This window comes from Salinivibrio proteolyticus, assembly GCF_027286365.1.
Lineage (GTDB): Bacteria > Pseudomonadota > Gammaproteobacteria > Enterobacterales > Vibrionaceae > Salinivibrio > Salinivibrio proteolyticus.
Genome location: NZ_CP114584.1, coordinates 2,551,143 through 2,568,619 on the forward strand (window position 1 = coordinate 2,551,143; position 17,477 = coordinate 2,568,619).

At 51.2% G+C, this 17,477-nt stretch carries 19 protein-coding genes and 1 rRNA gene; 17 read left to right on the plus strand and 3 right to left on the minus strand.

Going from position 1 to position 17,477, the window contains the following annotated elements; genetic code table 11:
* Window positions 1-175: 175 nt before the first annotated feature.
* The 6 genes from metK to ruvX all read left to right on the plus strand — a co-directional run bounded on the left by metK (window position 176) and on the right by ruvX (window position 4,871).
* On the plus strand, window positions 176-1,330 hold the full coding sequence (metK, locus tag N7E60_RS11955; RefSeq protein WP_069591183.1) for a methionine adenosyltransferase: 1,155 nt from the start codon (window positions 176-178) through the stop codon (window positions 1,328-1,330).
* Window positions 1,331-1,473: 143 nt separating this feature from the next.
* Window positions 1,474-1,977, plus strand: coding sequence for a SprT family zinc-dependent metalloprotease (locus N7E60_RS11960; protein ID WP_269597580.1), 504 nt, complete (start codon window positions 1,474-1,476; stop codon window positions 1,975-1,977).
* Window positions 1,978-2,091: 114 nt separating this feature from the next.
* Window positions 2,092-2,823, plus strand: a complete 732-nt coding sequence (rsmE, locus tag N7E60_RS11965; RefSeq protein WP_069591180.1) for a 16S rRNA (uracil(1498)-N(3))-methyltransferase — start codon at window positions 2,092-2,094, stop codon at window positions 2,821-2,823.
* A 21-nt stretch (window positions 2,824-2,844) separates the two neighbouring features.
* On the plus strand, window positions 2,845-3,789 hold the full coding sequence (gene gshB / locus N7E60_RS11970; RefSeq protein ID WP_167314822.1) for a glutathione synthase: 945 nt from the start codon (window positions 2,845-2,847) through the stop codon (window positions 3,787-3,789).
* A gap of 90 nt (window positions 3,790-3,879) precedes the next feature.
* A complete protein-coding gene (locus N7E60_RS11975) occupies window positions 3,880-4,446 on the plus strand; it encodes a YqgE/AlgH family protein (protein ID WP_069591178.1) in 567 nt (188 codons plus the stop codon).
* Window positions 4,443-4,871, plus strand: coding sequence for a Holliday junction resolvase RuvX (gene ruvX / locus N7E60_RS11980; protein WP_069591176.1), 429 nt, complete (start codon window positions 4,443-4,445; stop codon window positions 4,869-4,871). The genes N7E60_RS11975 and ruvX overlap by 4 nt, the downstream gene beginning before the upstream one ends.
* Here ruvX and N7E60_RS11985 read toward each other — a convergent pair.
* Together N7E60_RS11985 and N7E60_RS11990 are read right to left on the minus strand one after the other, a co-directional pair.
* Window positions 4,868-5,986, minus strand: coding sequence for a PilT/PilU family type 4a pilus ATPase (locus tag N7E60_RS11985; protein WP_269597582.1), 1,119 nt, complete (start codon window positions 5,984-5,986; stop codon window positions 4,868-4,870). The two genes, ruvX and N7E60_RS11985, sit on opposite strands and share 4 nt — an antisense overlap.
* Before the next feature lie 8 nt (window positions 5,987-5,994).
* Window positions 5,995-7,020: a type IV pilus twitching motility protein PilT gene (locus N7E60_RS11990; protein WP_069591174.1), complete on the minus strand. Its 1,026-nt coding sequence runs from the start codon at window positions 7,018-7,020 to the stop codon at window positions 5,995-5,997.
* A gap of 23 nt (window positions 7,021-7,043) precedes the next feature.
* On the opposite strand from N7E60_RS11990, the gene N7E60_RS11995 reads away from it, so the two are divergent.
* The 11 genes from N7E60_RS11995 to N7E60_RS12045 all read left to right on the plus strand — a co-directional run bounded on the left by N7E60_RS11995 (window position 7,044) and on the right by N7E60_RS12045 (window position 16,833).
* Window positions 7,044-7,745: a YggS family pyridoxal phosphate-dependent enzyme gene (locus N7E60_RS11995; protein ID WP_069591173.1), complete on the plus strand. Its 702-nt coding sequence runs from the start codon at window positions 7,044-7,046 to the stop codon at window positions 7,743-7,745.
* An 84-nt stretch (window positions 7,746-7,829) separates the two neighbouring features.
* Window positions 7,830-8,648 carry a pyrroline-5-carboxylate reductase gene (gene proC, locus N7E60_RS12000; protein WP_077457418.1) on the plus strand — a complete coding sequence of 273 codons (819 nt, stop codon included), beginning with the start codon at window positions 7,830-7,832 and terminating at the stop codon, window positions 8,646-8,648.
* A gap of 16 nt (window positions 8,649-8,664) precedes the next feature.
* Window positions 8,665-9,219: a YggT family protein gene (locus tag N7E60_RS12005; RefSeq protein ID WP_069591171.1), complete on the plus strand. Its 555-nt coding sequence runs from the start codon at window positions 8,665-8,667 to the stop codon at window positions 9,217-9,219.
* Complete coding sequence (locus N7E60_RS12010) at window positions 9,219-9,515, plus strand: DUF167 family protein (RefSeq protein WP_069591169.1); 297 nt, start codon at window positions 9,219-9,221, stop codon at window positions 9,513-9,515. The genes N7E60_RS12005 and N7E60_RS12010 overlap by 1 nt, the downstream gene beginning before the upstream one ends.
* A gap of 61 nt (window positions 9,516-9,576) precedes the next feature.
* Entirely contained in the window at window positions 9,577-10,017 is a 441-nt protein-coding gene (locus tag N7E60_RS12015; RefSeq protein WP_069591168.1) for a DUF4426 domain-containing protein, read from the plus strand.
* Between the two features lie 28 nt (window positions 10,018-10,045).
* Window positions 10,046-10,642: an RdgB/HAM1 family non-canonical purine NTP pyrophosphatase gene (rdgB, locus tag N7E60_RS12020; RefSeq protein WP_096629937.1), complete on the plus strand. Its 597-nt coding sequence runs from the start codon at window positions 10,046-10,048 to the stop codon at window positions 10,640-10,642.
* A 2-nt stretch (window positions 10,643-10,644) separates the two neighbouring features.
* The gene (gene hemW, locus N7E60_RS12025) at window positions 10,645-11,802 is read left to right on the plus strand and encodes a radical SAM family heme chaperone HemW (RefSeq protein ID WP_269597585.1); all 1,158 of its coding nucleotides are present in this window, start codon (window positions 10,645-10,647) and stop codon (window positions 11,800-11,802) included.
* 100 nt (window positions 11,803-11,902) lie between these two features.
* The gene (locus N7E60_RS12030) at window positions 11,903-12,988 is read left to right on the plus strand and encodes an AI-2E family transporter (protein ID WP_077457424.1); all 1,086 of its coding nucleotides are present in this window, start codon (window positions 11,903-11,905) and stop codon (window positions 12,986-12,988) included.
* Window positions 12,989-13,092: 104 nt separating this feature from the next.
* Entirely contained in the window at window positions 13,093-14,121 is a 1,029-nt protein-coding gene (rsmC, locus tag N7E60_RS12035; RefSeq protein WP_205907407.1) for a 16S rRNA (guanine(1207)-N(2))-methyltransferase RsmC, read from the plus strand.
* Between the two features lie 181 nt (window positions 14,122-14,302).
* Complete coding sequence (locus tag N7E60_RS12040; protein ID WP_168189240.1) at window positions 14,303-15,871, plus strand: HAMP domain-containing protein; 1,569 nt, start codon at window positions 14,303-14,305, stop codon at window positions 15,869-15,871.
* Between the two features lie 59 nt (window positions 15,872-15,930).
* Entirely contained in the window at window positions 15,931-16,833 is a 903-nt protein-coding gene (locus N7E60_RS12045; protein WP_269597586.1) for a LysR substrate-binding domain-containing protein, read from the plus strand.
* Window positions 16,834-17,322: 489 nt separating this feature from the next.
* Here N7E60_RS12045 and rrf read toward each other — a convergent pair.
* Window positions 17,323-17,438: ribosomal RNA gene (gene rrf, locus N7E60_RS12050) — 5S ribosomal RNA — on the minus strand.
* Window positions 17,439-17,477: the final 39 nt, after the last annotated feature.

The following is a 17,477-nucleotide window of genomic DNA, read 5'->3' on the forward strand; positions in this document are numbered from 1 at the left end:
CGCCTGTCCGCGCAATCGTTTGCTATACCTAGATAGATAGAGCTATGCATCAACTTGCTTGCGTTTGTCACAATTACGAATAGAATAGACGTCTAGAAGTTAAAACATCTGAGATGATCGGCGATCGATTTCGCCTCGTATCGTCGGTATTCTTGATAAACAATGAGAGTGTCACATGGCTAAGCACCTGTTTACTTCAGAGTCTGTCTCTGAAGGCCATCCAGATAAAATCGCAGACCAAATTTCAGACGCCGTTTTGGATGCAATTCTTGAGCAAGATCCAAAAGCGCGCGTTGCCTGCGAAACCTATGTAAAAACCGGCATGGTAATGGTCGGCGGCGAGATCACCACCTCAGCGTGGGTCGATATTGAAGAGCTGACACGCCAAACGGTTCGCGACATTGGCTATGTGCACTCAGACATGGGCTTTGATGCCAACTCGTGCGCGGTGCTCAACACCATTGGTAAGCAGTCGCCAGATATTAACCAAGGTGTTGACCGTGCCGATCCCAAAGATCAAGGCGCAGGCGACCAAGGCATTATGTTTGGTTACGCAACCAACGAAACCAATGTCCTTATGCCTGCCCCGATCACTTACTCGCACCGTTTGGTCGAGCGCCAAGCGCAAGCGCGTAAAGATGGCACCCTAGATTGGTTGCGTCCAGACGCCAAAAGTCAGGTCACTTTTGCGTACGACAACGGCAAGATCGTCGGCATCGATGCGGTTGTGCTTTCTACTCAGCATTGCGACAGCGTCTCTACCGAGACCCTACGTGAAGCGGTGATGGAAGAGATTATCAAGCCTGTTCTTCCTGCCGAATGGCTGACCAAAGAAACCAAGTACTTCATCAACCCAACCGGTCGTTTCGTAATTGGTGGCCCAATGGGCGACTGTGGTCTTACTGGCCGTAAAATTATCGTCGATACCTACGGCGGTGCAGCCCGTCACGGTGGTGGTGCATTCTCCGGTAAAGATCCATCGAAAGTTGACCGCTCAGCCGCCTATGCGGCACGCTATGTGGCGAAAAACATTGTCGCTGCCGGTCTGGCGGACCGCTGTGAAATCCAATTGTCTTACGCGATTGGTGTCGCCGAGCCGACTTCTATCATGGTCGAAACCTTCGGTACCGAAAAAGTGGCCCCTGAAATCATCATCAAGGCGGTGCGTGAAAACTTCGACTTGCGCCCATACGGTCTGCAGGAAATGCTTGATCTGCTACAACCGATTTATAAGCAAACCGCCGCGTATGGTCACTTTGGTCGTGATATTTTCCCTTGGGAAAAAACCGACAAAGCCGAGCTATTGCGCGAATTTGCTAAACTTGGTTAATCTTGGGCTAACGCTCATTGTGCGCAAAGAAAGGAAGGGAAGCAGCGGCTTCCCTTTTTTAATCACCCATGTGCTGTGACACGTGTTAAATGACGCATGTTACGTGACCCCAAGACGTTAACTCGAGTGAGGTAACGATTGCCATGTCCGCAGTCTATGATCCACTGGCTGATGCCGTTTTTGAACGGGTACGCGAGTGCATTGACACCGCCAACCACCAGCTCGGTATTCAACTGACTTATCCCGACACTAGCCTGTCGCTGCGGGGACGTGCCGCCGGCACGGCGCATCCCAGCCAATGGCGGTTGCGTTTTAATCCCGTGCTGCTTCAACAGTCTCCTCACGTGTTTTTTGAGGAAGTGATCCCGCATGAAGTCTGTCACCTCGTCACCTTCGCATTGTATGGACGCGTTAAGCCTCACGGCTCACAATGGCGTACCTTGATGGAAACCGTGTTTCAGGCACCAGCCAACACCACCCATCAACTCGATATTACAGCCGTTCAAGGTAAAACATTTGCCTATGCGTGCCATTGCGGGAAAGTGGCCTTAACCGTACGGCGCCACAATAAAGTGCAACGCGGTGAGGCGAGCTACCGATGTAAACGCTGTCACCAAACGCTGATGCCGGTGTCTGCCGTACTCTAGTCGCGTCTTTCTCGTCTTGGTTTTTTTCGTGTCTGTCCCCATATCAACACAAGCCTCCCAGTCACAGAACAGCGTGTTACACTGGCAACTTATTGATCACGGAACTCAAGCATTATGCGTATTCCTCGAATTTATCACCCAGACCCTTTGCCATCGCAAGGCGATGTGACGCTCACCGACGATGCGGCCAATCACATTGGACGCGTATTGCGCATGCAGCCAGGCCAAGCCGTGCTGCTTTTTGATGGCAGTGGCGCTCAGTTTCCCGCCACTTTAAGCGATGTCACTAAAAAACAAGTGTCCGTGACCATCAGTGCACGAGACGATCACAGTGTGGAGTCGCCACTTGACCTCGAGCTTGGACAAGTGATCTCGCGCGGCGAGAAAATGGAGTTCACCATTCAAAAATCGGTCGAACTGGGCGTCAATGTGATCACACCGTTGATATCAGCGCGGTGCGGCGTGAAGCTCAATGCAGAACGACTCGAGAAAAAACGCCAACAATGGCAAAAGATCGCCATTGGCGCCTGCGAACAAAGCGGCCGTAATCGCGTCCCAGAAGTTCGTCCTGTGATGATGTTGGAGGCGTGGAGCCAAGAAGCCTTTGCCGGACTGAAGCTCAACCTACATCCTCGCGCCCCATATTCCATTAATACGCTGCCAGAACGTCCATCGAAGCTACGCTTGTTGATAGGCCCCGAAGGGGGACTGTCCGATGAAGAAATCGCCATGACGCGCGATTGTGACTTTAAAGAAATTTTACTCGGCCCCCGCGTATTGCGGACCGAAACCGCCGCACTGACGGCCATTACCGCTTTGCAGGTTCGTTTCGGTGATTTGGGTTAGTTGGCGAACAGGAGAATCAAGATGAAAATTGGTGTAGTGATGGATCCGATCTCGGCCATCAATGTAAAAAAAGATTCCACGTTTGCCATGATGTTGGCAGCACAAAAACGCGGTTGGGAAGTGCATTATATCAACATGGATGATATGTCGATGTTGCAAGGTGCGCCGTACGCGAAAACCCATCAAGTCTCGCTACAAGACGATCCGAACGATTGGTATCAAATTACCCACACTCAAACACAGCCACTGAGTGCGTTTGATGCCATCCTGATGCGTAAAGATCCTCCGTTTGATACCGAATATATTTACGCGACCTATATGCTCGAGCGTGCCGAGCAGGCGGGTGTATTGATTGTTAACAAACCGCAGAGCTTGCGCGATTGCAATGAAAAGCTGTATACCGCCTGGTTCCCAGAACACACTCCGACCACATTAGTGACCCGTCGTGCCGACGAGATCAAAGCATTCCAAGCCGAACATGGCGATGTGATTTTAAAACCGCTCGATGGCATGGGCGGCGCATCTATCTTTCGAGTCAAACAAGGCGATCCGAACCTGTCGGTAATTATTGAAACCCTGACCGAGCACGGCAGCCGTTTTTGCATGGCGCAAACTTTCGTGCCTGATATCAGCAATGGCGACAAACGTATCTTAGTGGTCGATGGTGAGCCGGTGCCGTACTGCTTGGCGCGTATTCCTGCCGATGGCGAAACACGTGGTAACCTTGCCGCTGGTGGACGTGGTGAAGCCCGCCCCTTATCCCCTACCGATTGGGCGATTGCGCGCGCGGTTGCGCCAACACTTAAAGAGAAAGGCTTAATTTTTGTCGGCCTTGATGTCATTGGCGACAAGCTGACTGAAATCAACGTCACCAGCCCCACCTGCATCCGCGAAATTGATGCAGCGTATGATATCTCGATTGGTGATTTGCTGATGGATGCCATTGCAACACGTTGCCAAGGGTAAGTCAGTGGGCGCATTTAATGCGCCTATTTTCACCTAACTTTGTTTTTTAGCGCATACTCAAAGTACGCGCCTCAACGGGAGAACGGCGATATGAATCTGAAAAATCATTTTTTAGTCGCAATGCCAAGCATGACCGATAGCCGTTTTCAACATGGTGTGATTTACGTGTGTGAACATAATGATGACGGCGCGATGGGATTGATGATCAATCAGCCTATCAATATCTCGGTGGGCAAAATGCTCGACCAAATCGAGGTTGAGCGCCAGCTTCCGCTCTCACAAGCCAAAGATAGCCTGGCGCAACCCGTACTGTTTGGTGGCCCAGTGTCGGAAGATCGCGGCTTTGTGCTCCACCGTGCAGATCGAAGCTTTGGCACGAGCATCCCACTGTCTGATGATCTTGCGGTCACTACTTCCAAAGACATACTGTCTATTTTGGGGACCGATGAGCAGCCCGACCAATTTATTGTCGCGCTCGGCTATGCCGGGTGGGAGCCCGGGCAGCTTGAGCTGGAGTTAGCCGAAAACAGCTGGTTAACCTTGGAAGCCGATCCCAAAGTGATTTTTGACACTCCCCTTAGTGAGCGTTGGCAAAAAGCCCTTGATCAACTGGGGATCAACGCGGCGAATTTATCTTCAGAAATAGGACACGCATGACTTCACACACCGTGCTTGGGTTTGATTATGGCGTCAAAAGTATTGGCGTTGCGATCGGTCAATCGTTAACGGGAACTGCACGCCCTCTATGTGCATTAAAAGCCCGCGATGGGATCCCCAATTGGGAAGAGATCGCGTCATTACTCAAAGAGTGGCAACCCGATGTTTTGGTGGTCGGCTTGCCACTTGACTTGAATGGTGAACCACTAGAGACCATCACCCCGCGCGCCCGCAAGTTTGCCAACCGTCTGCATGGACGTTTTGGTTATCCTGTCGAGCTGCACGACGAACGGCTTTCAACCCGAGAAGCCCGTGCAGCATTGTTTGAACGTGGTGGTTATAAGGCGCTACAAAAAGGCGCGGTCGATGCACAATCTGCGGTGGTGATTATCGAAAGTTGGTTTGAACGCCAATACGCCGATTAATCCAGCGAGCCCGCTCTTTCAATCCGTACATGATCCAGTGCGCTGCCCGGCGCACTATGCTTAGCACCGGTTTTGATCATCAACTTCAATTCATTGGCCGAGTCCGCATGTCGCAGCGCCTCATCCTCGCTGATACTCCCTTGCACATAAAGCGCATACAGCGATTGATCAAAGGTCTGCATACCAAAATGCTCCCCGCTCAACATGGCTTTTTTCAACGCGTGTAGTTCACCATTACGGATCAGCTCTGCCACATGCGCGTTATTGATCAATAATTCAAAGGCACCATGCCGCCCAACCCCATTCACACCTGGTACCAACTGTTGAGCGATAACACCTTTTAAGTTCATCGACAAATCAAACAAAAAGGTCTCTCGCTGTGCTTTAGGCATCAAGTGTAATACCCGCTCCAGTGCTTGATAAGCGTTATTCGCATGTAAGGTGGCCAAGCAAAGATGGCCCGTTTCCGCAAACTGCAGCGCGAAGTTCATGGTTTCTGGCGTTCGTATTTCACCAATTACCACCATATCTGGCGCTTGCCTGAGCGCATTTTTTAGCGCTGTTTCATAATCTTGGGTATCGATACCAATTTCGCGTTGGCTGACAATGCATTGCTGATGCTCATGAACAAATTCAATCGGATCTTCAACCGTTAGGATATGGCCTTGCCCATAGTGATTACGAAACCCCATCATCGCCGCCATGGTTGTCGACTTACCCGACCCCGTCGCCCCAACCACTAAGACCAAGCCTCGCTTTTGCATCGCAAGCTCTTCGAGCACCACTGGGGTGCCTAACGATGGCAAACGCGGAATCTCGGTTTCTATGCGGCGGATCACCATACTGGGCATATCACGCTGCCAATAAGCACTGATCCGAAAACGCCCAACACTGCGTTTTACCGCAAAGTTCGCTTCCCGCGTGGTAATAAATTGCTGCTTTTGTTCCTCGTTCATCGCACTGTTCAACATGACGTTGATTGCCGCCAGCGACAACGGCGAAGACAGAGGTTTTAAGCGTCCATCCACCCGTAACATCACAGGCGCATCCACAGAAATATACGCATCCGAGGCGGTGTGCTCTTGCATCGCCACCAGCACACTACTAAGTTTCATGCTTCCTCCTAAAGCGCACGTAATACGCGATCGCGTTGTTCCGGCGCGATCGTCCCTTGCCCGACTAAATCGGCCAGTGCTTGCTCCATGGTTTGCATCCCTTGATTGGAGCCGGTTTGAATCATCGACACCATTTGCGCTACCTTATCCTCACGGATGAGGTTACGAATCGCTGGGCTTGCGATCATGATTTCATGCGCGGCCACGCGCCCACCTTGCGCTGTTTTTATCAGCTGCTGAGACACAACCGCCCGCAGTGAGGCCGAAAGCATCGAGCGGACCAGCGGCTTATCACTGCCGGGAAAGACATCAATAATACGGTCGACTGTTTTTGCTGCGCTTGAGGTATGCAAGGTGCCGAATACCAGATGTCCAGTTTCCGCCGCCGTTAACGCCAAACTAATGGTATCGAGATCTCGCAGCTCTCCTACCAAAATCACATCGGGATCTTCACGCAACGCCGAACGCAGCGCTTGCTGAAACGATAAGGTATCGCGCTTCACTTCACGCTGATTAATCAAACTTTGTTGTGGGTGATGGATAAACTCAATCGGGTCTTCGATGGTGAGAATATGCTTAGGTGCGTGGCGGTTAATATGATCAACCATGGCCGCCAATGTGGTGGACTTCCCCGAGCCCGTCGGGCCGGTGACCAACACTAATCCATTTGAGAGCCGAGCAAAATCCGCAAAAATCTCGGGGGCATGGAGATCCGCCAAACTGGGGACTGTCTCGGGGATCACCCGAAATACCGCCGCGCAGCCGTGTTGCTGATGAAATGCATTAACCCGAAAACGTCCCACAGACTGCATATGAAATGAAAAATCCACTTCCAACTGCGCTTGAAATTCACGCTGCTGGTTATCATTCATCACATCCAAGACCAGTTGATTGACCTCTTGATGGCTCAACGCTGGCAAACTCAACTTGCGCACATCGCCATCTACCCGCACCATAGGCGCCACTCCCGCGGAAAGATGTAGATCTGACGCATTATGTTTTACACTAAAGGCCAATAGCTCAGTGATATCCATTCATTTTCCTCGCAGAATCAAGTATGTGTAGTATCAAGAAAAACATTGAACAGGTCATGGAACACATAGACCGCGCAACGCAAAAATGCGGCCGACCCGAAGGTTCGGTGCAATTGCTTGCGGTGAGTAAAACCAAGCCCATCGAAGCCATCGCAGAAGCGTTGGCGGCAGGACAACACGCGTTTGGTGAAAACTACGTACAAGAAGGCGTGGAAAAAGTGCAGCATTTTGCTCAGCATGCCGCACATTCCGCATTGGAATGGCACTTTATTGGCCCCATTCAGTCCAACAAAACGCGTCAAATTGCCGAGCACTTTGATTGGGTGCATTCGGTGGACCGCTTAAAAGTCGCTAAACGTTTGAGTGAGCAACGCCCCGCACATTTACCCGCCCTAAATGTGTTGGTGCAAGTGAATACCAGCGGGGAAATGTCAAAATCAGGGGTCGCGTTTGAGGAGGCCGAAGCGCTGGTTGAGGCGATAGCTCAGTTACCGAATCTCACCGTAAGGGGGTTGATGTCGATTCCTCAACCTGAAACCGACTATGCCCAACAATGTGCCGCCTTCGCCCCTTTGGCTGACATGTTTTCAGCATTAAAAGCAAAGTACGAGAGTGTCGATACGCTATCAATGGGGATGAGCGGCGACATGGAAGCAGCGATTGCATCCGGAAGCACCATGGTACGAATTGGGACTGCGGTATTTGGGGCGCGAGAAAAACGCTAACGCGCGGCGAGAAAAAGAAAATAGAACGACACGTGACGTGCTGGTTATCAGCATCAGGTACTACCAACAATAGGAACGTCATTCATGGAACATCGCGCACTGACTTTTATTGGCGCAGGGAACATGGCTCGCTCCATTATCGCGGGCTTAATTCAATCGGGCTACCCAGCCTCAGCGATCACGGCGGCGTCACCAAGTGCCTCGCCGAATAGCGGCTTGCAGGCCGAATTGGGTATTCAGACCACCGCCGATAATCTTGCCGCATGCCAAGGGGCTGAGGTGGTGGTATTGGCGGTCAAGCCACAGCTGATGGCGCAAGTGCTCGCCTCGCTGACTGACGTCGATTGGCAAAACAAATTAGTGATTTCGATCGCCGCAGGGATCCATGCCGATCGCTTGATGGCGATGGCAGGCACAAAACTCAACCTCGTTCGTGTGATGCCCAATACCCCCTCTTTAGTTGGACAAGGGATGAGTGGCCTTTACGCCGTCCCTACCGTGTCGAATGAGGATCGTGATTATGCGGGCGCACTCATGCAAGCTGTCGGTGAGATCTGCTGGGTCAACCAAGAATCTGACATCAATGGCGTAATTGCGGCAGCTGGAAGCGCACCCGCGTATTTCTTCCGATTTATGGAAGCCATGCAGCAAGAAGCGATGCAGCAAGGCTTTGACGACCACACCGCACGTCGTTTGGTGCAACAAGCGGCGCTTGGCGCTGCGCAAATGGTGGTAGCCAACCCGGATATCGGATTAGGCACTCTGCGCGAACAGGTGACCTCCAAAGGGGGCACAACCGCTGAAGCATTGCGTGTGTTTGACGAAAACCGGATCGGTGATATTGTCGCGCAGGCCATGCAAGCGGCAGTTAGCCGTGCCGAACAAATGGAAAAAGAATTTTAATCACTAAGGCGACGATATGAATGCAATGACCTTTCTGATCAACACCGCGTTTGATCTTTACATCATGGTGGTGCTGTTGCGCGTTTGGCTACAATTAGCCCGTGCCGACTTCTATAATCCTTTCTCCCAGTTTGTGGTGAAAGCAACCCAGCCTGTTGTCGGACCGCTACGTCGTCTGATCCCAGCACTGGGCGGTTTAGATCTCGCTACCGTGCTCTTTGGCTACCTGTTAATGGTCGCGAAGTTTGCCGTGCTCGATCTGGTGGCGGGTAATCCATTGACGCTAAGTGGTGGCATGTTTATTTTCTCCGCCATCGCACTCCTAAAAGCCGCCGGGAAACTGCTGTTCTGGGTGCTGATTCTACGCGCCATTCTCAGCTGGGTCAGCCAAGGGAATAATCCGGTTGAATACGTGTTCCACCAACTGACTGAGCCCGTGTGTGCGCCGGTACGTCGCGTCATCCCACCGATTGGCGGGCTCGATTTAAGCATCTTGGTAGTGTTTATTGCCTTACAGTTTATCAATATGCTGATTGGCGATTTTCTCGGCCCAGTGTGGTACGCGCTGTAATGCCCGTCCGTGTTGATACTGAGACAGGCGCAATCACATTGCGCCTGTACGTACAACCTAAAGCAAGCCGAGACCAGTGTCTGGGCCAGCATGGCGATGCGCTTAAGATCGCCATCACAGCCCCACCCACGGATGGCAAAGCCAATGCCCATTTATGCCGCTGGCTTGCCAAGCAGTGTAAGATCGCAAAAAGCAATGTGACAGTGACCCACGGGTTAACAAATCGACACAAGCAAGTGCAGATTGATGCGCCCCAACAGCTTCCTGATTGGCTAACCCCGTATCTTCCCCACTGATCACTCATCGTCAATTATCCGTATTCAGGCGAGGCGACTCGCACGACAACAAGGAAGAATTATGCGTACATTTACGGTAATGCTGGTCAGTTTTCTGAGTCTATTCTCGCTGTCAGCGTGGTCAGGGCAATACAAAGAGGTGGGTGAGCTCGAAGTGCACTACAACACGATCTCGACGACCTTTTTAACCCCAGAGATCGCAAAGCAGTACGACATCACGCGAAGTGGCTACCGCGGACTAGTGAATATCGCCGTGCTTGATAAAATGCAGCTCGGCAAACCGGCGGTCAGTGCGACCTTAACAGGAAGCGTGAAAAACCTCGTTGGCAACAGCCGTGAGCTAGACTTCAAGGAAATACGTGAAGGTGAGGCGATTTACTACATTGCTACCTTTGCGGCTGACGATGAAGAAACGTATCAGTTTCATATCGAGTTAAACGCCCAAGGCAACCGATCCGCCACCTTGGACTATCGCTACAAATTTTACGTTGATACCCCTTAATCGGGCTTTAAGCAAATAGGTACTATTCATGAACAAAGTTGTACTCGCCACCGGCAATGCTGGAAAAGTAAAAGAAATGGCTGGCTTACTCAGCGAGTTCGGTTTTGAGGTCTTGCCTCAGAGCGATTTTGCCGTCGAAGATGCCGATGAGACCGGAACCACGTTCATTGAAAATGCCATTATCAAAGCCCGTCATGCGGCAAAAATTACTGGCCTGCCCGCCATCGCAGACGACTCAGGTTTGGAGGTGGACTACCTCAATGGCGCGCCTGGGGTCTATTCTGCCCGGTATGCAGGTGAACAAGCGAGCGATAGCGACAATGTCCTCAAACTGCTAGACGCAATGAAAGACGCACCGGATGCGCAGCGTACCGCACGTTTCCATTGTGTGCTCGTGTATATGCGCCATGCCAATGATCCTACGCCTCTGGTATGCCATGGTGTATGGGAAGGCAAAATTGCCCACCGTCCTCAGGGTGACAATGGCTTTGGTTATGATCCTGTGTTCTTACCCCATGACCAACAGTGCACCGCCGCAGAAATGCCCGCATCAGAGAAAAAACAGCGCTCCCATCGCGGCCAAGCGCTCAATCACTTATTCAACGCGTTAAAAGCGGCCCAGTAAGCATGATCCCACTAAGTTTGTACGTACACATCCCGTGGTGTGTACAAAAATGCCCGTACTGCGACTTTAACTCTCATGCGCAAAAAGGGGTGATCCCTGAGTCGGACTATATCAGTGCATTGCTCGATGATCTTGATACCGACTTGGCCGCTTATCCTTCTGTTGCAGAGCGGCCGCTGCATTCGATTTTTATTGGTGGTGGTACGCCAAGCTTGATGTCACCCCCCGAAATTCAGCGCTTGCTGGATGGTATCAAAGCGCGCCTAACGCCAAGCGCAAAGATGGAAGTGACCATGGAAGCGAACCCTGGCACGGTAGAAGCCGATAAGTTCATTGGCTACCGTCAAGCGGGCGTCAATCGAATCTCTATCGGTGTACAAAGCTTTTCCGCCGATAAACTCGAGCGCTTAGGGCGTATTCATGGTCCGGGAGAGGCCGAACGTGCCGCTCAGCTCGCACACCAAGCCGGATTGGATAGCTTTAACCTCGATTTGATGCATGGCTTACCCAATCAATCGGAGCAAGAGGCGCTGGCGGATCTTGAAAAGGCCATTGCACTCAATCCACCGCATTTGTCTTGGTATCAGTTAACCATCGAGCCTAACACCCAGTTTTACTCCAAACCGCCTACGCTGCCAGAAGAAGATACCCTTTGGGATATTTTCGACAAAGGCCATCAATTGCTCACAGACGCCGGTTATGTGCAGTATGAAACCTCGGCCTACAGCCTTGAGAATAAGCAATGCCAGCATAATCTCAACTACTGGCGGTTTGGCGACTATTTGGGGATTGGCTGCGGGGCGCATGGAAAACTGACCTTGCCAGATCAAGGTCAAGCACGGGTGTTGCGCACAGTCAAAGTCAAGCACCCGCGCGGCTACCTCGACCCGGAAAAGGCCTACCTGACCGATAGTCAATGGGTCAAACCCACAGAGCTGGCCTTTGAGTTCTTTATGAATCGCTTCCGTTTATTGGAAGCTTGCCCCAAAGCTGAGTTTGTCCAGCGGACAGGCTTACCGCTATCGACACTCGATGCGCCAATGACAGAGGCGATTGAGCAAGGGTTAATCACAGACACCCGCTCACACTGGCAAATCACGCCAAAAGGAAAATTATTCTTAAACGATCTCTTGGCGATTTTTTTAGCTGACGCAGACTAATCTGTCTGTGGTAAGGTGCTCATAAATACGGCGGATCACCGATCCGCCTTCGTTTATCGAGGGCATCGCCCACCGACATTCAGCAAAAAAGGATACGCCTGTGAGCCCGTCATTTCGCGTCGAGCCCAAACACTGGACCCTGATTGCAGCGCTTATCGTTGCCACCTACGCGTGTTATCTGCTTATTGAGCCCTATATTGGCGCCATTGTGCTGGCCTTTATCGTCTCGCTATTATTTTTTCCGGTGCATAACCGTATCGAGCAACGCTTGGGCGATCGCCCAAATACCGCCGCGGTGCTGTCCTGCGTGCTGCTAACCTTTATTATTATTATCCCGCTGACCTTAGTCGCCGCAGCCATCATCCAACAAGGTGTTAGCTTTTTTACCCAAAGTTATGACTGGTTGAATAATGGCGGCGCAAAATCCCTGATGAATAACCCGCAAGTTCAGGGTGCGCTCCACTTTTTCAATCAATGGCTGCCATTTGATTTGATTGACCCGCAAGAAACGGTGAAGAAACTCGCTGCTTGGATGTCGTCATTCAGTGGGCAAATGTTAGAATTCAGCTCCAAAGTACTTGGCGATGTGACCAACTTTTTCATCAACTTTATGCTGATGCTGTTTGTGCTCTTCTTTTTACTCCGAGATCACGAAAGCATCATTCAAACTCTGCGTCATGTGATCCCACTTTCTCGCAGCCAAGAAGATCAACTGCTCGATGAAGTCGAGAAAGTCGCCAAATCTGCCGTGTTAGGCTCATTTCTGACCGCACTCGCCCAAGGCGCAGCCGGTGGCCTAGCCATGTGGGCCGTGGGACTGCCCGCCCTATTCTGGGGAACCATGATGGCTTTCGCTTCCTTTATTCCCGTGGTGGGCACAGCACTTATATGGCTGCCGACCGTGGTGTATTTAGCCATCACGGGCGAATGGCAATGGGCGCTAGGGCTATTGATATGGAGCGTGGTGGTGGTCGGCTCGATTGATAACCTGCTACGCCCGTTTTTGATGCAGGGGAACTCGGGGATGAATACCTTGCTCATCTTCTTCTCTTTGCTTGGCGGCCTGCACCTATTTGGATTGATGGGACTGATTTATGGCCCTATCATCTTCTCGCTCACCCTCGTCCTCTTTCGCATGTATGAAATTGAGTTCGAGCGTTTCCTCGACCGCCAAGACAATGCCTAACCTGGCATAGGTTGGCCTAGTGCGCGCTTTGTGGGACAATCCGCTCCCCAGCGCGCACCTAATAAGCGCGTCGATTGTCACGTCTGAATCACGTAAAGAGAACGATCATGAGTTTAACGGCCCCGAGTGAAATTGCGCAGCGCCACCTGACGCTATTTGAAAACAAACATGTTCTATTGGCAGGTGAGCTAGAAGATGACTTTGCTCGGCAACTCCTCGCACATGCAAAAAGTGTCTCTGTGTTTACCACGCATCACGGCTATGCAACGCGCATGGCTGGTACGGGTGTAACTGTGCACGCAGGTGCTGAGTATAATGATGAGCAGCCGGTGGACCTTGTGCTCTTTTATTGGCCCAAATCGAAAGCAGAAGCTGACTTTCTTCTCGCGATGCTCACCCATCGCCTCGGCGCCAACGTTGACTGGATAGTGGTAGGTGAAAACCGTAGTGGCGTCAAAAGCATCGAAAAACGTTTTGCGCCTTATGGCCACGTCACCAAACAAGACTCTGCGCGCCGGTGCAGCCTGTATTACGGCGAGTGCACGTCCCCAGCGCCTCAGTTTGAGTTAGCGGCATGGTTTAATGACTACCCGTTACAAATCGCAGAGATGACCCTCACGATCCGAGCACTCCCCGGCGTATTTAGCCAAAAAAGTTTAGATGACGGGACTGCTTTACTGCTGAAAAACCTCCCCGCTATGGAAGGGGATGTGATTGACGTCGGTTGTGGCGCTGGTGTCATTGGCACCGCATTGTTGGCGAGCAACACCAAGCTCGCACTGACGTTTGTCGATGTGAATCACTTAGCCGTTGCCTCGACACAAGCGACCCTTGAGGCCAATGGACTCAAAGGTTCTGTGTTGGTTTCAGACATGCTAAGTGCCGTCAGTGGACAGCAGTTTGATGCCATTATCAGCAATCCCCCATTCCATGAAGGGCTAGAGACACATTATCACGCCACCGAGTCGTTACTGGAAAGCGCCCCTCGCTATCTGCGCCGTCGCGGCCAACTGGTGATCGTCGCCAATAGCTTCTTACGTTACCCACCGCTTATTGAAAAAGGGTTTGGTCAGTGCGATACCCTCGCGAAAACACGTCGATTCGCAGTTTATCATGCGCAAAAATCGCGCTAGTTGCTGATAACACCATCAATCAGCGCACTAACACAGTTTTAAGGCTTGATACCTGACAGCAGGTCACAGTTTTAGCTCATCGGACGTGTTAGCGTTTACCCTCTCGCGGCTGCCTTTTGGCAGCCGCTTGCGATTCAAGCCCGCGTGATCAGGGAGAGGTACTCACAGCGTGCAAATGGATATGGGTTACTCAACGCGTCTTCAACGCCGCTTTATGTGGTGGTTTTTTAGCCTTAGCATTATTCCTGTGGTAATTCTGACCGGTTACTTTACATGGAGTCAGTCACAGCTGTTGATCACCCAAGCCCACCAACAGCTGGAGAACGAACGGGATCGCTACTATTTCACCATCAAAGAATATTTTCATGATCAGGTACGTGCCGTTGTTAACCTTGCAGACTCCGACTTGGCGATTAGCAGTGGTGGGCGCTTCTATGGCTTTCCGAATGCGTTCGCCCAATTAGGTGAAGACACGTCCCAAGCGCACCGACAGCTCATGCAAATCCTGCAGCAAAACGCAGGAACACACCTCAAGACCAACAACCAGAATTATCACCGCCTTTACCGACAGTTTAACCGTCAATACCAATCATGGATGGCAAGGTATGAGTTCAATAATGTGGCGATGTTTGACCGAAGCCAACACCTCGTTTTTGCCGTCAAAGCCACGCCACAGTTGCTCGCGGATACCAGGCTACACCAAGCCGTCACCCAACTATTAGATGCCCCACCTGAGCAACGCCCTAAGTGGGTACGCACTCACTTTGCTCCACAAGGTTCACGCACCATGCAAGCATGGTATCTCGCCCCTATTCTGAAACGCGGTCAGATCCAAAGTATTCTTGCGGTAAGTACCACGACGGACAACTTGTCCGCCATGCTACGCCAGCTTCAACGCCCTCATTCAGGCTTATGGCTTATTGATCAATCGCATCAGTCCTTACTCAGTGGCTGGGTACCCCGCTCAAGTCATGCCAAACTCGCTGTTTCCCCACCACAAGCGGCAATTATAAAAAGCTTAGAGGGTCAACAAGGAGTATTGTCACCCAACGACTATGCATTGATGCCACAACTGACCGCCTATCGTCCCGTCAGCATCGGCAACACGTCTTGGGCACTGATAACTTGCACCCCTAAGCAAAGCGCATATCAGCCGCTTTATCGCCTATATTCAATCAGTGTGACTTTGGTGATAGCCCTGATTGTATTACTGCTATTTATTGGACACTGGCTCTCCCATCGACTTGCTCTCCCTATGTTGCAACTGACTTGGTGCGCCGAGCAATTTGCAGCCGGTGAGCTTGACTATCCAGTGACGCATCGTCAACGCCAAGATGAAATCGGACGGCTTGCCACTGCCTTATCGCACTTGCAGCACCGCTTAAAAACGACGTGCTTTTCAACATCATTTCCCTCAACCAGTGAGCACACGCCTGCAATGCAGTCAGACAGCTTACATCACAGCTTAGTCATCGCGATGAACCTCGCGTTAGAGGCATGGGGCGGAGATAAAGTCGGTTTGGCCGAGCAAAGCGGTTTATGGCGCGTCTATTCCGACAAAGGTAGCCTGCAAACAAGAACCTTGGATAAATACCTGCACCTTGAAACGGTTCCCAAAACGCCGCGTTGGCGGAATGTGGTACGTAGTATCGATTTCGTTCTCCAGCATACGGACAGACAATCGCCTTACTACCAACCCTTAAAACAGGCCCAACAAGAAATCCAACATTGGATTACCGACCGTCGTTAACGTTGTCATTGATAGCAAGCGGTCTTATAGTGGCCCAAACCCTCAATCACTAGGTCTGAATGGCGCTTTCACTTCCTCAATTGCGAGTGTTTTTAACTATCGTGCAAGAGGGCACGATCACCGCCGCCGCCAAAAAACTGTTTCTCAGTAAACCAGCGGTCAGCATGGCGCTTGCCGAGTTAGAAAGTCAGCTCGGTTACCCCTTGTTTGATCGACGCGGCAACCGACTCCACCTTAATGACCAAGGTGCTGCGCTGATCCCTAAAGCGGATGAATTGCTGACCCGTAGCGATAAGATTAGCGCGGCACTGAAAGACGACAGCCAGTTGATTGGCTGCCTACGATTAGGGGGAAGCGATACGGTGGGCAACCAGCTTTTGCCGGCACTGATCAGCGATTTTCGTCATGTAACCGCGCATCAACAACAAACATTAGTGATTGCAAACAGTCAAGAGATCATCGCTCGCCTACAACATTTCGAGCTGGATATCGGTTTAATAGAAGGTGAAATCCAACATCCTGATTTACTGCAAACGCCTTGGCTAAGTGATCAGATGGCGGTGGTGTGTCACCCTGATCACCCACTTGTCAGTCAAGCGCCGTTAAGTGTTGGGGATCTCGACAATCAAACTTGGCTGATCCGCGAATCTGGCTCGGGCACACGCGAGCACTTTCTCTCACGCCTTGCTCCTCGCTTCGAGCGCTGGCACCTTTCTTTCGAGCTTAATACCACAGAAGCGATTTTAAACGCAGCGAGTGCCGGGTTAGGCTTGGCATATCTATCTAAGCTCTCCGCGCAACACGCCATTGCCGACGGTCGAGTCGTTGCCCTCGAACTCCCTCTGCTATTATCCCGGCGCTATTGGCTCGTGCGTCACAAAGATAAATACCAGTCAGGTTTACTCACCCGCTTCTGGGATTTTTGCTTACACTGGCAACCTCAATCCCATTCTTCTACTTAACCAGCAATCACCCAAGCGACAGATACAAAAAGCCCCGACCGTCAGGTCAGGGCTTGGTGTTTTCTAATCAAAGTCTTACATGTAGCTGCTTTAATTAGGTTATCTTATTTGATGCGATGAGGATGTTGAATCGAGACGCGCAGGGCTGATACACCCTCAAGATACAAAAAGCCCCGACCATAAGGTCAGGGCTTGGTATTTCTACTAATCAAAGTCTTACATGTAGCTGCTTTAATTAGGTTATCTTATTTGATGCGATGAGGATGTTGAATCGAGACGCGCAGGGCTGATACACCCTCAAGATACAAAAAGCCCCGACCGTCAGGTCAGGGCTTGGTGTTTTCTCATCAAAGTCTTACATATATCCGCTTTGATGCTTAAATTGTGTCTGTGTGATGGGAGTTTTGAAGCGAGACGCGCAGTGTACGTCAGTACATGAGCATCGCAGCTATCAAAAATCGCAAGCAACAGTCACAATTTATAATCAAAGCCTGGCGATGTCCTACTCTCACATGGGGAGACCCCACACTACCATCGGCGCTGCTTCGTTTCACTACTGAGTTCGGCATGGAATCAGGTGGGTCCAAAGCGCTATGGTCGCCAAGCAAAATTTTGTAATCTAGAAAGCTGTTTGTTCTCGCCAC

Bases quoted from the DNA above. Each gene is read 5' to 3' on its own strand.
- metK (WP_069591183.1), top strand. From the start codon at position 176: ATGGCTAAGCACCTGTTTACTTCAGAGTCTGTCTCTGAAGGCCATCCA.
- N7E60_RS11960 (WP_269597580.1), top strand. From the start codon at position 1,474: ATGTCCGCAGTCTATGATCCACTGGCTGATGCCGTTTTTGAACGGGTA.
- rsmE (WP_069591180.1), top strand. From the start codon at position 2,092: ATGCGTATTCCTCGAATTTATCACCCAGACCCTTTGCCATCGCAAGGC.
- gshB (WP_167314822.1), top strand. From the start codon at position 2,845: ATGAAAATTGGTGTAGTGATGGATCCGATCTCGGCCATCAATGTAAAA.
- N7E60_RS11975 (WP_069591178.1), top strand. From the start codon at position 3,880: ATGAATCTGAAAAATCATTTTTTAGTCGCAATGCCAAGCATGACCGAT.
- ruvX (WP_069591176.1), top strand. From the start codon at position 4,443: ATGACTTCACACACCGTGCTTGGGTTTGATTATGGCGTCAAAAGTATT.
- N7E60_RS11985 (WP_269597582.1), bottom strand. From the start codon at position 5,986: ATGAAACTTAGTAGTGTGCTGGTGGCGATGCAAGAGCACACCGCCTCG.
- N7E60_RS11990 (WP_069591174.1), bottom strand. From the start codon at position 7,020: ATGGATATCACTGAGCTATTGGCCTTTAGTGTAAAACATAATGCGTCA.
- N7E60_RS11995 (WP_069591173.1), top strand. From the start codon at position 7,044: ATGTGTAGTATCAAGAAAAACATTGAACAGGTCATGGAACACATAGAC.
- proC (WP_077457418.1), top strand. From the start codon at position 7,830: ATGGAACATCGCGCACTGACTTTTATTGGCGCAGGGAACATGGCTCGC.
- N7E60_RS12005 (WP_069591171.1), top strand. From the start codon at position 8,665: ATGAATGCAATGACCTTTCTGATCAACACCGCGTTTGATCTTTACATC.
- N7E60_RS12010 (WP_069591169.1), top strand. From the start codon at position 9,219: ATGCCCGTCCGTGTTGATACTGAGACAGGCGCAATCACATTGCGCCTG.
- N7E60_RS12015 (WP_069591168.1), top strand. From the start codon at position 9,577: ATGCGTACATTTACGGTAATGCTGGTCAGTTTTCTGAGTCTATTCTCG.
- rdgB (WP_096629937.1), top strand. From the start codon at position 10,046: ATGAACAAAGTTGTACTCGCCACCGGCAATGCTGGAAAAGTAAAAGAA.
- hemW (WP_269597585.1), top strand. From the start codon at position 10,645: ATGATCCCACTAAGTTTGTACGTACACATCCCGTGGTGTGTACAAAAA.
- N7E60_RS12040 (WP_168189240.1), top strand. From the start codon at position 14,303: ATGGGTTACTCAACGCGTCTTCAACGCCGCTTTATGTGGTGGTTTTTT.
- N7E60_RS12045 (WP_269597586.1), top strand. From the start codon at position 15,931: ATGGCGCTTTCACTTCCTCAATTGCGAGTGTTTTTAACTATCGTGCAA.